This window comes from Nitrospirota bacterium, assembly GCA_015233895.1.
Classification (GTDB): domain Bacteria; phylum Nitrospirota; class Thermodesulfovibrionia; order Thermodesulfovibrionales; family Magnetobacteriaceae; genus Magnetomonas.
The window spans coordinates 1-16,427 of the sequence record JADFXG010000023.1 but is presented as its reverse complement, the minus strand read 5'-3'; the positions used below and the strand labels follow the sequence as shown (position 1 = coordinate 16,427).

Here is a 16,427-nt window from a genome sequence, read left to right as displayed (position 1 = left end):
GAGTAACCATATGAAAGAAATGACAGATTTGGTAGCGGGATTAATGGCGGTATCGGCAAGGACGGCGCCTAAAGCCGGGGGCAAGGATTTTATGGAAATAGTGGTTATCACCGATGGCAGCGATTTGCTGCAAATCGCCGATGCTATGAAAGAGTATGCTCCTAAGAGCACAAATGAGGCGTATTGGCTAAGGGATGCTTCTAACATTGAAAACTCCGGAGCACTCGTACTTATCGGGTTAAAGTCGGCAGTCACTGCCGGTTATGATTGCGGCGGATGCGGTTACTCAACGTGTGCAGAATTTAGCAAGTACAAACAGCTGAAAGAAAAAGAGATGGGATACTCAGGCCCTCACTGCATAATGAGAATGATGGACATCGGTGTAGCACTGTCATCGGCGGCAAAGACGGCAAGCACGCTTAACGTGGATAACCGCGTGCAGCAGAGGGTGGGAGCTGCTGCCAAGGCGCTTGGGTTTATTAAGGCAGAGGTAGTCATGGGAGTTCCTATAAGTATATCCGGCAAAAGTATTTACTTTGACAGACAAACTCCGATAAAGCACTAAGGATACTTGAAAAATGACTGACTCTAAACCCAACTTTATGCCTATATATTTGGTCGGTTTTCTTGCCAGATTTTCCTATGCGCTGGCAAGGTCCCCTGTGTTGCCGCTTTTTGCCCTCTATCTTGGGGCAGGCCCTGAGGCAATTGGTTTTGTAGTAGGGATTTCAACCGTAACTGGTATATTTTTTAAAATGCCCTCAGGCGCTTTATCTGACGTAATAGGCCGACGGAAAACCCTCTTTGCCGGTCTCGTTGTCTTTGCAGTTATGCCATTTATGTACCTGTTTGTAAAGGACTACAACCTGCTTGTGATTATAAGGTTCATTCATGGCCTTGCAACGGCCATATACGGACCTGTGGCTATGGCGGTTGTGGCTGATGAGGCAGGCAGTAAAAAGGGCGAGGTGCTGTCATGGTTTTCATCGGTAACAATTATCGGTAATCTTCTTGGAGCTCCTGTAGGAGGATTTATTCTTCACACTCTGGCTCACGGCGATCCAACATTTGTTGATTTCCAAAGGGCATATCTTCTTAGCGGCATAACAGGAATAATGTCTCTGCTTTTTGGCATAAAAATGCTCAAAGATGACAAGCCGGTCGGACAGGAAAAAGCCGGACTGAAAGCTGCTTACAAAAAATTTGCCTCAGGCATTAAAGAGGTAATAAGCGACAAGAGGGTGGTCATAACCTCAGGCATGGAGGGCATTCAGAATATGTCTATGGGAGCGCTGGAGGCATTCCTGCCTATTTATGCCGTAAAAGTAGCGCTCCTTAATGAGCTTCAGGCAGGGCTTCTGTGGGGAGTGCAAGTGCTTGTCACAATACTGTCAAAACCGGTCATGGGTAAAACCTCAGATAAGTACGGCAGAACTCCCATAATTGCCGCTGGATTACTCCTCTGTGCCGTTTCCTTTGCAATGTTTCCGCTATTTAAGAGTTTCTACCTGCTGATATGCTGTGCTCTGGTGTTTGGCTTTGGGGAGGCCCTTGTAACGTCGTCCTCGGCTGCACTTGTTGCCGATATATGCAAAGAAAAACACTTTGGCGCCGCCATGGGAACATTTGGAACTATATTTGACATCGGTCATGCCTCAGGCCCAATACTGGCCGGTGTGCTGATTGCAAGATTAGGCTACCTGCACTCCTTCTGGATTATGGCGTCTCTTATAATTGTAGCAATCCCCGTGTTTTTACTTAATGTCAGAAATGATAAGGGATAAGGGAAGGTAGGTAAGGGAAAGGGCGCTGCCCTCTCCCTTAAACCCTCTTCTGCACGGGGAATGATTCCCCGTAACCTCCAGTTTTGGTATTAGCGATTGGGCGGCCAAGGGTTTCTTCCTGGGGACTACCTTGACTTTCCAGTAACTTCAATTGTTAAAATGATAATGTGATGGAAATAGAGGAGCTTATCAACAAACATGTTGATATTGTGCACTATAGAGAGAAAATGAACACTTTGCTGAAAGAAAGAATAGACAAAGATACAATTTATGTATGACAGACCCCTTGTTATTGCACACCAGTATTTTGACATCAGTGATGAGGCTGTTTTTGCTGCATGCCGTAACGATATCCCAGTTCTCATAAAAACTATCAAACAGATTATTGATGATTTACTGTAAAACTAAGACAACACCCGTTGGAGAAAATCGCATATGGATAAGAAATGAATAAAAAAACACGTTTCATAGTTGGTATAGATTTAGGGACAACTAATTCGGCAGTTTCTTACATTGATTCAGAAGAGTCGTCATCCAACAAAAACAAGAAGAAAGCTCATGACTTAAAAAACGCACCTGTGGTATTTGATATTCCACAGTTTGTTGATGAAGGTGTGGTGGGTAAGATTTCCACCTTGCCGTCTTTTTTGTATATCCCTGGAGCCTATGATGCTGAGATTGCTGCTGGCGGACTGCCGTGGCAAAGTGGCTCTGAAAAAGTTATAACTGGTGAATATGCCCGTATTATTGGCGGGAAAAAACCGTCTAATCTTGTGTACTCAGCCAAATCGTGGCTTTGCTATAGCCGTGTGGACAGAAACGCACCGATCTTGCCCTGGGGCCGTGAAGACACTGCAGGGAAACTCTCCCCGGTAAGCGCCTCAGCCGCATATCTTAAGCATATAATTAACGCATGGAACTCTGAGGGCGGCGGGATGCGCGGTAAATACCATCCCCTTGAGGATGAGCAGGTGGTTGTCACCATCCCGGCATCTTTTGATGAAACTGCACGGGAGCTTACCTTTAAAGCCGCTGAGCTTGCTGGATTTAAAAACCTGACTATGCTTGAAGAACCGCAGGCGGCTTTTTATAACTGGATTTCTCAAAATGAAGCTCACCTTGGCGACATTATAAAGGAAAACATGCTCGTCCTCGTTTTTGATATGGGAGGCGGCACTACGGATTTTAACCTTATTACGGTTGAAGAAAGAGGCGGCAGGCCGGAATTTAAACGTGTAGCGGTTGGAGATCACCTGATGCTTGGCGGCGATAACATGGATCTGGCGCTTGCCAGAGAGGTTGAGGAAAGTATCTTTGGCGCAGGCCAAAAGATGGGTATTGCAGGCTGGACATCGCTTACCCATCAGTGCCGTAAGGCTAAAGAGACTCTTCTTGCTGAGCAGAGCGTTAACGAGGTTGAGGTCACGTTCCTTGGCACAGGCAGAAGCGTAATAGGAGGCTCTGTTAAAGGCGTGATAACTGCCGCTGCAGCTAAAAACATAGTGCTTAACGGGTTTTTTAAACAAATTGGAATAGATGAGGATGTCACCGAACGCCGGTTGGGTTTTCAGGAATTGGGACTACCCTATGTGTCAGAGACAGCAGTATTTAAGCATCTGTCTGCTTTTTTGAGGCGACATGCTGCAAATCCGTTTTTAGCTCCGTGGGTGAAAACTGCTGACACTGGCGGCGTTAGAGCGGTGCGCCCTGATGCAGTACTTTTTAACGGCGGCGTGTTTAAATCGTCCTCATTACGCAAAGCATCACTGGATATGATTAACCACTGGTTTTCCGCACAACCGGACTTTAACGTAAAGGAACTGGAAAATGACAAACTTGATCACGCGGTAGCCCTTGGTGCGGCTTATTACGGACTTGTACTAAGAGGGGAGGGCGTGCGAATTACCGGAGGCACCGGGAAATCCTACTACATAGAGGTTGCACACCTAAGCACAGAGCCATCTGAGCTGAAATCACCACTTACCTCCGTCTGCATACTGCCGCGAGGGGCAGAGCCGGACTCTGAGATTACTCTATCGGAGCCGGAATTTCAGGTTATGGCAAACACTCCGGCCTCTTTTAACATGTATAGCTCAAGCTACCGGGTAGGGGATAAACCCGGCGATATAGTTACCGCTGAACAGGATTTCTTTTTTAAACTTCCTCCAGTTAGAACAATTCTGCAGTTTGGTAAAAAAACAGGCAGTGCGCACCTTCCTGTAACACTTAGCATAAAACTCAATGAGTACGGAACACTGGATATATGGTGCGAATCAAAAACAACGCCGCACCGCTGGAGACTTTCCTTTCAGTTAAGGGATGCTGCGGCAGATGACACATCAGAGGAATCCACCACCACCTCTGCACTGACAGACACCCGCACGCTTGATCAGCAAACCACAGAGCAGGCATGTGAGGCAATAAGAGCTGCACTGTGGGGCAATGAACAGGCACTTGGTGCTTTAACAAAGACTATAACGGAAATCCTCGGAGTGGAAAAAGATAATTGGCCGCTGCCGGTTATCCGTAAACTCTGGGATACTTTGATGGAACTTAAACAACGAAGACTGACAACGCCGGTACATGAGGCCAGATGGCTAAACATGGCTGGATTTCTACTAAGACCTGGATTTGGCTACTTTCTTGATACAGAGCGAATAAAAGAGCTATGGAAAATATTTTCGGAGGGAGTTAAGTTTTATCGCGACGGCGGGTGCTCTTTAGAGTGGTGGATTATGTGGAGGCGGGTTGCTGGCGGCTTAAGTGAACAACATCAGGATATAATTTTTAAAAAGGCAGCACAGCATCTCCTGCCAGGCAAAAAAAAGAAAGACACTTCACGGCTTCAAATCCCGGAGATTCTGGAGATCTGGATGCTTACTGCAAGTGTTGAGCGGTTGGGGAGCAGTGTAAAGGTAGAGCTTGGGGATGAGTTGCTGCGGCAGATTAAGAAGTTTGGTGATAAAAACACGGCTAAACTAATGTGGGCACTGTCTCGGCTTGGAGGCCGTGTGCCATTTTATGGCCCGGTGGAAAAGGTAATACCAAAAGCAGCGGCAGAAAAATGGATACGAGAGATAATGGCTTTAAAGTGGACACATCCAGCCGATGCCGCTTACGCAATATCTCAGTTGGCAAGAAAAACCGGCGACAGGGCAGGCGACACAGAGGATACGCTTAGAGAGGAGGCTGCAAGGTGGATACAAAAAGTCACTGCCGGAGCCGGAGAGCGTTACATTAAACGGCTGTCAGAGGCGCTGCCTGTTAGTTTTGAAGAGGAAAGGGAAGTCTTTGGCGATACTCTCCCTGTTGGTTTAATAATAGACAAGGGAAAAAAGATTAAATGATTTTATCGTTAAAAACAAAATTAAAAAAAGTAGTTGACTTATTTATTTTAAATATGGTACACTAGGCACGATTAAAGTGACAAACATTGAATAAAAAATAAAGGAGGTGAATCAATTGAAGAAAGTTATTACAATAGTTATGGTAGTTGCAATGCTCTTATCAACAGCAGCCCTGTTTGCTGGTGACAAAGTAGTTGGCACCGTAAAGGCAATAGACAAAAAGGGTGAGGGCGTCATGGATATTACCGTAACTGACGAAAAATCAAAAAAGGATGTCGTAATTAACTGCAATAAGGACTGTGATGTTAAAGCCGGTGCAGATGCAGTTGGTGCGAAAGTTACCGTCGAAACAAAGGCAAAGGGTAAAGTTGTAAGAAAAGCAGTAGCAGGTTGCTAATACGTTTTTATTTGATGGAAAGACGGGGGTAGTCCCGTCTTTCTTTCTTTACACCACCTGATATAAGAATTCATCACCGATAGATTTTACCGGCAGCTTCGGTGTCATGGCTATTTTCCAAGCGTGTCAACGGTGTGTTCAAGAATATCTTTTAATACTTTAGAGTCCGGATTCAATCTGTATGCGGACATAAATTCGGAAACGGCCTCAGTCCTCTTACCGCTGTCTCTGAGCAGCAATCCGATAAAAAAGCGTGATTCCCAATCAACCGGGTTAAGTTTTGCAGACCGTTTCAAGGCTGAGATGGCAGCATCATAGTTTTTCATTCCACCGTAAGCAACACCAAGGTTTTTATAGACCTCCCAGTCACCATTGTTTTGTTTTACGTACAAATTAAGGTATTTAACAGCCGACTCGTATTGCTTATATTTGACTAAAGCGCTGCCAAGCTCTTTGTATAGATTAAGAGCCGTGTTTTTCTCCGGTAATGATTTAAGTAATACAAAATACTTCTCATTTTCTTTAGTTTTTCCCTCCATTTCAAGAGCTAACAACATATTGAAATTTAACTCCCTGTTATATGGACGTATCTTTAAACCTTTGTCAAATTCCATTCGAGCCTCTGTAACTTTGCTGGCTTTCAGCAGCGCCTGCCCATAATTATTATAGGCTACGTAGTTTTCTGTGGTTACATCTATCGCGTGTTTAAACAGTGTCATGGAATCTTTCCAGTAAGCTGTCTGTCTGTGGGTTAGAAAAATCAGTGGAGGGAAAACAGTAAGACAAATAAAAACTGTTGCAATTGTCTGAAAACGGGTTTTTGCAAGCAGTTTTCCAAGCCCCCAGACGAAAACTATAAATATTCCTGTCTCAGGAAGGTAGGCATATCTGTCAGCCATCCGTGCAAGACCCACAGGTACAATCTGGATAACCGGCAGAAACGTTCCCATGTACCACAGCCATCCCATTGCTGCAAACTGCGCTTTACTTCTTACACTTATAACAAAAACGGTAATTCCAACAAGAAAAATAGTTGCCGCCACTGCCGGTATAAATGAGTTCATATCGTGATATGGATAAAATACTGCAAAATCATAAGGTATAATCAGGTTTTTTATGTACTCAAAGTAAGAAATCACAACGTTTGAGAGTCTGTTAGCAAGTGGGAGTTCATCAAGGGACAGTATCGTGTTGGCTTTTTCCTGAATCAGTGTAATAACAATGCTCCCTGCAACAGAAATCAGAAAAAGGGGAATTTTTTCAAACAGCAGCCACAGCACCATGTGTTTTTCCTCCTGGTACATGACTCCGTTATGAAGCACTCCTATCTCGTATCTTCTGAGGGGCCAGTAATCAAAAAGCAATAAAGTAAATGGAAGCACAACTGCTGATGATTTAGACATCACAGAACATGCTGAAAGTAAAAGCAAAAGGATATAAACCGGTATATTTTTGTTTCTTATATATGAAACATAAGCAAACCATGAAAGAATCATAAAAAACATAAATAAGATATTTTTTCTTTCCGCTGCCCACACCACTGATTCCACATTTATGGGGTGCACTGCAAACAGCGCTGCAACAAATGCACTTTGCCAAAGCCTTTCTTCTGTAACCTCAAACAAAAATAAAAACAACAGAATAGAGTTGGCAATGTGTAAAAACAAACTCGTAAGATGGTGTCCAACAGGGTTTAACCCAAAAATCTGTATATCCGCCATGTGGGAAATCCATGTTATAGGATGCCAGTGCGAGCCGTGAGTGGCTGTTAGGGACCACATCAGAGATTTTAAAGTTAAACCGTCCCTTATGTAGGGATTTTCAGTTAAATACTTAAAATCATCGTAACTTACAAATGAATTATTAACAATATTGAAGTAGGCAAGGACAATCATAATGACAAGCCCAAATATCACCAACATCTTTAAGTCAACTTTGGACCCTATACTCTGCTTCACAACATATTATACGTAAACACAGACGAGCTGGTCAATATACCCTGCCTGTGCAGCCCACGACTGCTCAGCTCCAGATAAGGCGTCCTCTTCTTAATGCCCAACAAGAAACTGAGACATCAACAAGATATGAAAAACTGTGAAGATTAACAGTGGCGGCCTTCACTCCTAAAATGGCGGTCTTACAGTTTAAAGATGGAAACTCTGTTATTAGTGTGTTTAACCCTTCGGTTAACTCCTGCTCAAGCTGCATAAGTTTCGGATGGGCGTTATTGTCAGACAGCTTGCGAAGCAACTGTTTTTTTGATAAGGCAGCAATCTGGGTTCTTTCTGACCCAATCCCTATCCCAAGCACACAAGGTGAGCATAGATTGTTGCTTCTTTTTGATACAGATTCCAGTAAAGCCTTTTTCACTTCTGTAAAATTACCGGTAAATGGCTGATTTATTGAAAAAAACATTCCTGCATTTTCACAATCAGCCCCGTTTATAAGCAAATCAACAACGAGGGATGTGCTGTCTGTCTCTTCAAAAAAAACTACAGGGACAGGGATAGAAGGTAATGCTTCACCCTCAGTCCTGTCCCCAAATGCTGGAATCTTTTTAAAGGCAGTCTCTGTGCCGTCTATAATTATATCTAAAATCTCTCTTCTGCTAAGTGAACGCGGCATACCGACCCAAAACACCGGCACTCCGGCATGTTGACAGAGTGGTTTGCCTTGAACTCTGGCTTCTTTTACCTGCTCAAGGATAGCTCTAAAAACCTCTTTTGTCTGGCTCCCCTCAGCCTCCCTGCCGTATGCCATTCTTATGGCATCTTCAACGTCAGGGGGAATCGAGGTTACCACCTTCTTAAAGAGTGATACTATGCCGTCCTTAAGTTTCAACACTGACTACTTTTTATCTGGTGCCGGTTGTGGCGGAGGTGCACCATGGTCAGGCGGAAGCGCTCCAGCACCAACCTCAGGTTTGACCCCCATGTGTTTATTTACAAAATCATCAAGCACTTTTTGGTCAACTGTTATTGTATAACCCTTTTCTACCTGTGACATATAGGCTTCAAACGCTTTTTTCTGCTTTTCCTGAGTTAAAAACTGCATTATCATGGCCTTGGAATTTTCAAATTCAAGTTTCTTTGTGGGTTGAATGTCTGTAAGCTTAATAATGTGATAACCAAACTGGCTTTTCACAGGGGCGCTAATCTCCCCCTTACTCATAGAAAATACAGCCTTATCAAACTCAGGCACCATTTGTCCCTTCCCAAAATACCCAACGTCTCCATTTTTCTCTGCAGACATTTTATCAATGGACGTTTCTTTTGCCAATTTTCCGAAGTCTTCACCTTTCTTTATCTTTGCTAAAACATCCTTAGCCTCGTCTTCTGTTTTAACCAGTATATGGCTTGCTTTCCTCTGTTCAGTTACTTCAAAGTCTTTAGGGTTTTTATCAAAATACTCTTTGGCCTCCTCAGGAGTTACCTTTATCCCCTCAGTTCCCACGTTTCTTGATATAAGAGAATTTATCAGATACCCCTTCTTGAAGTCATCTACCTTTTTTATATAGACAGGGTCTTTATCGAGCCCGGCCTTTTTGGCCTCAAGGTATAACGTCTCTCTTTTCTTTAGTTCATCTACCAATTTGGTTATGCCTTCTTTGCCGGCAAACATAGGTTTGACATTTGGCGGTAGGTTTGCTAATTCGTCCTGAATTTGGTCGTCTGTAATAGTTACGTCTCCAATTTTAACTACGGCTGTGCCGGTTTTCGCTTTTCCCTGTTCGCCTGAGTTCCCACATGCAAAAAGAAACACCAACGTAAGGGATAAGTAAAAGAGTCTTTTCATCATTACCTCTCCTTAATTTTAGTTAACTGTTCTGATAGGTTAACATTTTTTACTTTTTTTTGCAAACAGATATTGTTGTAGCACAACAAAAAATGTCCGGTTTTTGCAATTGGATTTGATGATACCGATAGTGCTTTAGCAGAGTATTCTAATTGTGGGTTATGTTGACAGGGGCTATCCTTACTGCCCTGATTGAAGGATAAACTCCGGATACAATTCCCGTCACTATAGAGCAGATTAGCGCAAGCGCAACTCCTGAGGCTGAAACACTAAGGGGCAGCTCTGAAAAATAACTTATGCCGATAGTAATCAACGTGCCCGTACAGACGCCAACAATTCCTCCGCTAACTGATACAAAAGATGATTCCCCTAAAAACTGAAGCACAATGTCTCTCTTTGCTGCCCCAACTGCCCGTCTTATTCCTATCTCAACCCGGCGCTCTGTCACCATGAGGGCCATTATTGAAAGAATCCCTATTGCACTTATCGAAAACGATGCCGTACTGGCACAAAGCCCCAGTATTCTAACTATCCTGATTGATTTGTCCTGCATTGTAGTCAAATCTTTCAGGGTAAAGACGGTAAAATCATTTTGTTCGCCCTCTTTTATTCCGTGGCGCTCTTTTAGTATCCTTTCGGTCTCTGCCTTAAGCGGCTCCATAACAGCGCCATCCACTGCTTGCACCTGAATAAAGTTAACCTTTGTAGTGTTTGTAAACCTTCTTAAATATGTCTGAAGCGGCATATATACGAGGTTATCCTGATTAATGTCCGAGAAATCCACTCCCATAGGCGTTGCTACCCCAATTATTTCACATGGCAGCTGATAGATATAAATGTATTTTCCGAGGGGGTTTTCATCAGGGGCGAAAAACCTCTCAGCTATATTTGAACCTATCACAACCACCCTCTGTAGCCCATTGTAATGCGTTTGTGTAAACAGTGTGCCGGAGCTTAGTTTAAGGTCTCTGATTTTAAAGTACCCTGCCGAAACTCCCATCACAATTGCTCCAGGAAGGGTCATGTCAGAGTAGCGCACTGGCAACGACCTGTGTGCAATAACGGAGGTCTCTTTCACATACGGCGTATGGTCTCTGATAGCAGCGGCATCAAGAGTGCTCAGTTTGGGAGAGTCTGTCATAACGTCAGGTCTGCCGTGGGTTTTCATTTGGCCGCTTCTGATTACAAGCAGATTTTTACCAAATGAGGCTAATTCCCTTTCTGTTTTTATTTTCATTGAGAGAGAGACACTTGAGACCACAGTAATTGAAAGCGCTCCAAACACGGCACCCATTACGGCAAGTGCGGTTCGCAGTTTAAAGTTACTAAGGGATTTTAGTGCGATTTTAAGATTAAGAATCAGGTTTTTGGCTGAATAGGTGTGTCTTACGGGAGGCATTTTCACCGTATTGCCTCGATAGGTTTTAATGATGAGGCGGAAACGGCAGGTTTTATACCAAACACAACTCCTGTGATAATGGAAAGAGATAAGGCTGCTGCAAAGGCTTTCCATGAAAAATGTATGGGAAAGTCCGCTGTGGCATTAAGAATTTCAGAAACTGCAATTCCTAACAAAAATCCCACAACGCCTCCCAGTGCTGTAATGAGTGCGGCTTCAAATAAAAACATGGTAAAAATATCCCTGGCGGTTGCCCCACACGCTCTCCTTATGCCTATCTCCCGTGTTCTTTCCTTAACCGAAAGAAGAAATAAGTTAGCCAGTACAAACCCTGACACAACCAGCGACACTAAACCGGTTATGCCCAAAAAAACCACTAATGAGCCGGTTAACGCAACGAGAAACGCTATAATTTCGTCGGAGGTGATAATCTTAAAATCATCCTCATCGTCCTCTTTGATATTATGGCGGTGTCTGAGAAATTCTTTGAGTTCAGCTATGTGGTATTTCAGATTTTCATGGTCTTCAAACCGTACCTTTATGACCGACACGTAGCGGGATTCGTTAAGCAGTTTTCGCATAACTGTCGAGATGGGCATAATTATCCGGTCATTAAGATCCTGTCCCATTTGGGATATGGTTCTGTCGGCAAGAACGCCGATGACTTTACAGGGAATTATGCCGACCATGATAGTCTCTCCTACAGGGGACTTATCATCAAACAGTTCCTGTACAACTTTCAGGCCGGTCAGGCAGACATTTGTGCCAGAGGCGATATCCTCAGCCGTTAAGTCAGTGCCTTCACTAACAGGCCAACTCCAGCTTCTGCTGTAGTCCTCTGATGAACCCAAAACCAGTGCCTGATGTTTTTTACTGCCGTAAGAGACAGTTGTCCCGGATTTTATGGCTACAGGCATGACCAGCCATGCCGACATAAAAGCATCCCGAATTGCCCGGGCATCGGTCAGTGTGAGGGTCTTCTCTCTGTAACCGGAAGCCTTTTGGACTTCACCTCCTCCAATTATGAGAGCGGTATCAGGGCCAAACTTATCAACCAGCTCATAGGCGCTATTGTAAGCGCCTTCTACTGCGGCAACAATGGCGGTTATTGCGGCTATTGCTATGCTTACACTCAGGATGCAGAAAAAACTCCTTAGGCGATATGCCATGACGGCTGAAAGAGCGGAGTGGGCATTTGAAAGCACTCTATAGCGGTTTATAAGAACGTTCCTCGTGTTTAGTGCAACAGCTTACACAAATATTTCGCTAATGTCAATCTTAAGTCCTTCTATGACTTTAGAATTAACCACGCCTTCAAGTTCTGCGAAAGAATATTGCTCGTACTTATCGTTTTCGATAGTTAATACCTCTACAGTCTTTAACTCTGGTATTACTATCCAATACTCAGGGACTTTGTACTTTTCATATATCTTTTTCTTAGTCGCGGTATCTTTTTTGTATGTACCTGGAGAGATTATCTCACACACCATATCAGGCACGCCTCTTACCCAGTCCTGCTCAATGTATGAATTCTCTTTTTTTATAAACAATAAATCAGGTTGAAGCCTGTTAATCCCTTCTTCAAAGATCACGTCAAGTGGTGAAAAAAACAATTTCCCTAAATTATGTTTTTTGATGTGCTGACGTATGATATCATACAAATTAGCTGATATGTTTTGATGATGTATAAATGGACTAGGGCCCATGATTTCCTCTCCATTAATGATTTCAGTTAAGTCCAGATCTCTTTCAATTGTTTCCATAATTTTAATTATATCACAAGATTTATGGTCTTGTCGTTAGCGGAAAGAACTGTTGCAGAACCATTGTTGTGAGTAAGTTGAATTATTGCCTGAATAATTGTTATTGTACAATAGCCTTGAAAAATGGCTGAACTCAGAAGAATTATAATCCAGTGCTGAAAAAAATCGAGATAACCTATCGTGTAAAATGTTACCACGGTGAGGACGTTCAACGTCTTGTAAGAAAGATTGCCCTTGAACAGACTGTTGAGGTGCCTGAGGAGCTTGCTGCCATACGAGGTATTGGAGATACAATTATAGGTAAAACCGAAAGTATCACACCATTAGATGAAAACCTATACCTCGCTACAATATCCTATAACCCCGAAATAACCGCATACCAGTTGCCACAGTTTTTAAATGTCCTCTATGGCAACATTTCACTGCTTAACGGGATTAAAATTGTGGATATTAAGCTACCGGAGTGTTTTATAGAAAAATTCCGCGGGCCAAACTTTGGGATTGAAGGTATTAGAAAACTCCTCGGTGTTTATGGCCGTCCGCTTCTTAGCACTGCTCTGAAACCGATGGGACTGTCTCCCGCCGAGTTGGCTGAAATCGCTTATAACTTTGCTCATGGCGGCGGTGACCTCATAAAGGATGACCACGGCCTCGTTGACCGCAGTTTTGATAAATTTAAACAAAGAATTTCCTTGTGTACAAGGGCCGTAACAAAAGCAAATTTTGAAACTGGTAAAAACACTATCTATTTTCCAAATATATGCGCACAGGCGGATATGCTTGAGCGCTGTGTCAGCTTTGCCGCAGATGAGGGTATCAGAGGGATTCTTATCTCTCCTTTTTTGGTTGGAATTGACTCGGTGCGGTATCTCAGCGAAAAATTTAATATGATAGTTATGTCTCATCCGGCACTTACCGGCACACATTTTCACGACTTAAATCATGGGATTTCTATTGACGTTTTGCTTGGCACAATTTTCAGGCTGGCAGGCGCCGATATCTCCATCTACCCCAATACGGGAGGAAGATTCGGGTTTACTCAATCTGACTGCAAAAAACTTCATGATGCGCTAAGACACCCACTTTACCATATAAAGCCGTCATTCCCGGCCCCTGCAGGCGGCATGAGCTTTGACAGTATCACTGATATGGCAGCACTTTACGGCTCTGACACGGTCTATCTGATTGGAGGTGCCCTTCATCTTTACAACAAGAGTTTAAGAAAAGGCACCGCAGATTTTTTAATTAAAATAAGGGAAATATTTGATGAAAAAACAACGCCTCCTGATTTGTCATCTAACTCTGCCCATTCATCTTGTGACATGACCGCTAACACACAGGGTGAGCTACTGTGCCACCTTCCATTTAATAGTTTCTTGTGGCACGGCAGAATCCCAACGGTTTATAAAGCATCGGAACATCAGGATTTTAAAGACATAATCCGCCATGAACTTACCGGACAATACGGCGAGCAGACGAATTTTGATCTCAGATATTTTGAAATTGCTGAAAAAGGTTATTCAAGCCTTGAAAAACACCAGCATGAACATGTAATAATATGTGTGCGTGGGGTTGGCCAACTGATAAGCGGTGAGGATAAAATTACGCTCAATCCGCTTGATGTGGCATATGTGCCCCCAATGCAGGTTCATCGTCTTATAAATGAAACAGCAGAGCCGTTTGGGTTTTTCTGCATAGTTGACCATATAAGGGATAAACCTCAAAAACCGTAATACACACTATTAATTATAAATAAGGAGACAACATGGCAGACCTTGACAACGTAAAAGAAGCTAAACTTTTCTACCCTGAGGTTGCTCAAAAGAGCGATGTATTTTTTCTGAAAGGATCAAACTCCCTTGATTGGGGGATGAAAAACCGTCTTTCTAAAATCTTTGACCCAAACTCCGGAAAAACCGTGATGCTTGCCATTGACCACGGTTATTTTCAGGGACCGACGACCGGCCTTGAAAGAGTGGATATTAATATTGTTCCGCTTATACCCTATACTGACACCCTGATGCTGACCCGAGGGATTTTAAGATCAGTAATTCCTCCCACATACCAAAGAGGAATAGTGATGAGGGCAAGCGGAGGCCCAAGCATTTTAAAGGAACTATCCAACGAGGAAATCGCAGTTGATATTGAAGACTCCATCCGTCTTAATGTATCAGCCATGGCAGTTCAGGTTTTTATCGGAGGCGAATATGAAACAAAATCAATTCACAATATGACCCGCCTTGTTGACATAGGTAACCGTTATGGGATTCCCACACTGGCTGTTACTGCCGTCGGTAAGGATATGGCAAGAGATGCGCGGTATTTCAGGCTTGCATGCAGGATTTGTGCTGAGCTTGGCGCCTCCTATGTTAAGACCTACTATGTGCCGGATGGGTTTGACACTGTTACCGCCTCGTGTCCTGTGCCGATAGTCATGGCAGGCGGCAAAAAGCTTCCCGAACTGGATGCTCTTACAATGTCCTACAATGCAATTCAACAAGGAGCTGCCGGGGTTGATATGGGCAGAAATATTTTTCAGGCCGATGACCCGATTGCTATGATTCAGGCCGTAAGAAAAGTCGTGCACGAAAGTATGGCGCCTAAACAGGCTCTTGAATTTTATCAGACATTGAAAAACGAAAAGAAACACTAAAAAGATTAGTTTTCATTTTGAGAGGGTAAGGATAAAGCAATAAGGAGTGCTTCTGACTGCAACTCGGTATAAGGCTGTACCGTTTGGCTGGGGTGCCTTACCCCTCGCGAAAATTATTAAGGAAAAGATAAAGACAACGGCAGCGGACTTCGTTACGGCTGCCTATAGTGGCCGATAGAAGTTTCTCAACCTCAAGGCCGGTTAGGTGTTTGTTTCTGTCATCGCCTTATCTTGTTGGCCTTGTTTCCCTTCAACAAACGCTTGATTTTATACCGTTGTGACAACATTAGACAAAATGGTACCTTTTTCCACGCTCAATAGGTAAGTCTTTATTGATTTTTCTGACCGTCCGGCTTTAAGCAAAGTTTAGGGAATTGGTTTTAATATGAGTGGGATGGATTAAGGAGTTATCGGCAATAAAAAGCAGCAAATTGTTTATCGCAGGGGCAAATAAAGTCTTGCAAAAAACAGTAAAAAAAGGGATAATAAATCGTATGTCAATTACAAGAGCAAAAACTGTGAAACGCGCGGTAAAGCACGCGCCAGCAAGTGAGGACTACTACATTTTTGATGATGTCGAAGCGTTAACCGCGCTTGTGCAAAAATCGTTTGATGAGGCGGCAAAAAAGGCGGTCGCCGAAAATGACGCTCTCGGCATCCCGACTCATGGTTCTGTCGATGGAAAGCTTGTAGTCCGCATACCTCAAGAAACCCACAAACTGCGATAAACCTGTACCATGTCAAAATGGATGTGGATTATCGCCGGGCCAAACGGGGCTGGAAAAACACGTTTAGCCGGACAATTCCTAATCAATCTTGCTCACAGAAAGCTTGTTAAACTCAATGCCGAAGAGCGTACTCTTGCACTGCGCGAAAAGTTCCCGACAGCGTTACAAAACGATCTGAATCTACAGGCTGCAAATAAAAATTGCAATAGTTACAAATTAATCGGACAACAGGTTAAAATAACTCCATTATAAAGAAGATGGTTATTCAGTTGTGGTGTAGACAGACTTACAACATTCTTGTCGGAAGCACAGCGGAAATAACCTTATGCAGCCGTCCCAATACTTCTCAGGATATTAAGGCATGAATTCGGGTTTAGCCAGTGTGATGTATCAAAAAGACTTGGAATTCCTTATCAGGTTTATCAGAAATTAGAAAAGGATAAATTCATTAAACTGTGTCAAGTCTGAAACTCCGTCACACAGTGATATCCAATATTAGCCTGCCCTCGAAAAATAAAGCAAGTTGAGAAATAGTTTGGCTCCAGTTTCTTAAAGGCTGGC

General features: G+C 43.3%; 14 protein-coding genes. 8 read left to right on the top strand and 6 right to left on the bottom strand.

Features of this window, described 5'->3' with window-relative positions; translation table 11 throughout:
* Window positions 1-10: 10 nt before the first annotated feature.
* From HQK88_12940 to HQK88_12920, 5 genes are all read left to right on the top strand, one after another.
* Window positions 11-565, top strand: a complete 555-nt coding sequence (locus tag HQK88_12940) for a hypothetical protein (GenBank protein ID MBF0617708.1) — start codon at window positions 11-13, stop codon at window positions 563-565.
* Window positions 566-602: 37 nt separating this feature from the next.
* Entirely contained in the window at window positions 603-1,784 is a 1,182-nt protein-coding gene (locus tag HQK88_12935; GenBank protein MBF0617707.1) for an MFS transporter, read from the top strand.
* Window positions 1,785-2,054: 270 nt separating this feature from the next.
* Window positions 2,055-2,186, top strand: a complete 132-nt coding sequence (locus HQK88_12930; GenBank protein ID MBF0617706.1) for a DUF86 domain-containing protein — start codon at window positions 2,055-2,057, stop codon at window positions 2,184-2,186.
* 44 nt (window positions 2,187-2,230) lie between these two features.
* Window positions 2,231-5,131 (top strand): hsp70 family protein, encoded by a 2,901-nt coding sequence (locus HQK88_12925; protein ID MBF0617705.1) that lies wholly within the window; start codon window positions 2,231-2,233, stop codon window positions 5,129-5,131.
* Between the two features lie 115 nt (window positions 5,132-5,246).
* Entirely contained in the window at window positions 5,247-5,528 is a 282-nt protein-coding gene (locus tag HQK88_12920) for a hypothetical protein (protein ID MBF0617704.1), read from the top strand.
* Between the two features lie 110 nt (window positions 5,529-5,638).
* Here the strand turns inward: HQK88_12920 and HQK88_12915 are convergent, their stop codons facing one another.
* The 6 genes from HQK88_12915 to HQK88_12890 form a co-directional block, all read right to left on the bottom strand.
* Window positions 5,639-7,450, bottom strand: coding sequence for a tetratricopeptide repeat protein (locus HQK88_12915; protein ID MBF0617703.1), 1,812 nt, complete (start codon window positions 7,448-7,450; stop codon window positions 5,639-5,641).
* Between the two features lie 100 nt (window positions 7,451-7,550).
* Complete coding sequence (locus HQK88_12910; GenBank protein ID MBF0617702.1) at window positions 7,551-8,372, bottom strand: fumarate hydratase; 822 nt, start codon at window positions 8,370-8,372, stop codon at window positions 7,551-7,553.
* Between the two features lie 3 nt (window positions 8,373-8,375).
* A complete protein-coding gene (locus HQK88_12905) occupies window positions 8,376-9,149 on the bottom strand; it encodes a peptidylprolyl isomerase (protein ID MBF0617701.1) in 774 nt (257 codons plus the stop codon).
* 322 nt (window positions 9,150-9,471) lie between these two features.
* Window positions 9,472-10,722 carry an ABC transporter permease gene (locus HQK88_12900; GenBank protein MBF0617700.1) on the bottom strand — a complete coding sequence of 417 codons (1,251 nt, stop codon included), beginning with the start codon at window positions 10,720-10,722 and terminating at the stop codon, window positions 9,472-9,474.
* Between the two features lie 2 nt (window positions 10,723-10,724).
* Window positions 10,725-11,927 (bottom strand): ABC transporter permease, encoded by a 1,203-nt coding sequence (locus HQK88_12895; GenBank protein ID MBF0617699.1) that lies wholly within the window; start codon window positions 11,925-11,927, stop codon window positions 10,725-10,727.
* A gap of 45 nt (window positions 11,928-11,972) precedes the next feature.
* A complete protein-coding gene (locus HQK88_12890) occupies window positions 11,973-12,485 on the bottom strand; it encodes a Uma2 family endonuclease (GenBank protein MBF0617698.1) in 513 nt (170 codons plus the stop codon).
* 152 nt (window positions 12,486-12,637) lie between these two features.
* Here HQK88_12890 and HQK88_12885 point away from each other — a divergent pair, with 152 nt between their 5' ends.
* From HQK88_12885 to HQK88_12875, 3 genes are all read left to right on the top strand, one after another.
* The gene (locus tag HQK88_12885) at window positions 12,638-14,218 is read left to right on the top strand and encodes a cupin domain-containing protein (GenBank protein ID MBF0617697.1); all 1,581 of its coding nucleotides are present in this window, start codon (window positions 12,638-12,640) and stop codon (window positions 14,216-14,218) included.
* Window positions 14,219-14,250: 32 nt separating this feature from the next.
* A complete protein-coding gene (lsrF, locus tag HQK88_12880; protein ID MBF0617696.1) occupies window positions 14,251-15,138 on the top strand; it encodes a 3-hydroxy-5-phosphonooxypentane-2,4-dione thiolase in 888 nt (295 codons plus the stop codon).
* A gap of 389 nt (window positions 15,139-15,527) precedes the next feature.
* Window positions 15,528-15,866: a hypothetical protein gene (locus HQK88_12875; GenBank protein ID MBF0617695.1), complete on the top strand. Its 339-nt coding sequence runs from the start codon at window positions 15,528-15,530 to the stop codon at window positions 15,864-15,866.
* The last annotated feature ends 561 nt before the right edge of the window (window positions 15,867-16,427 follow it).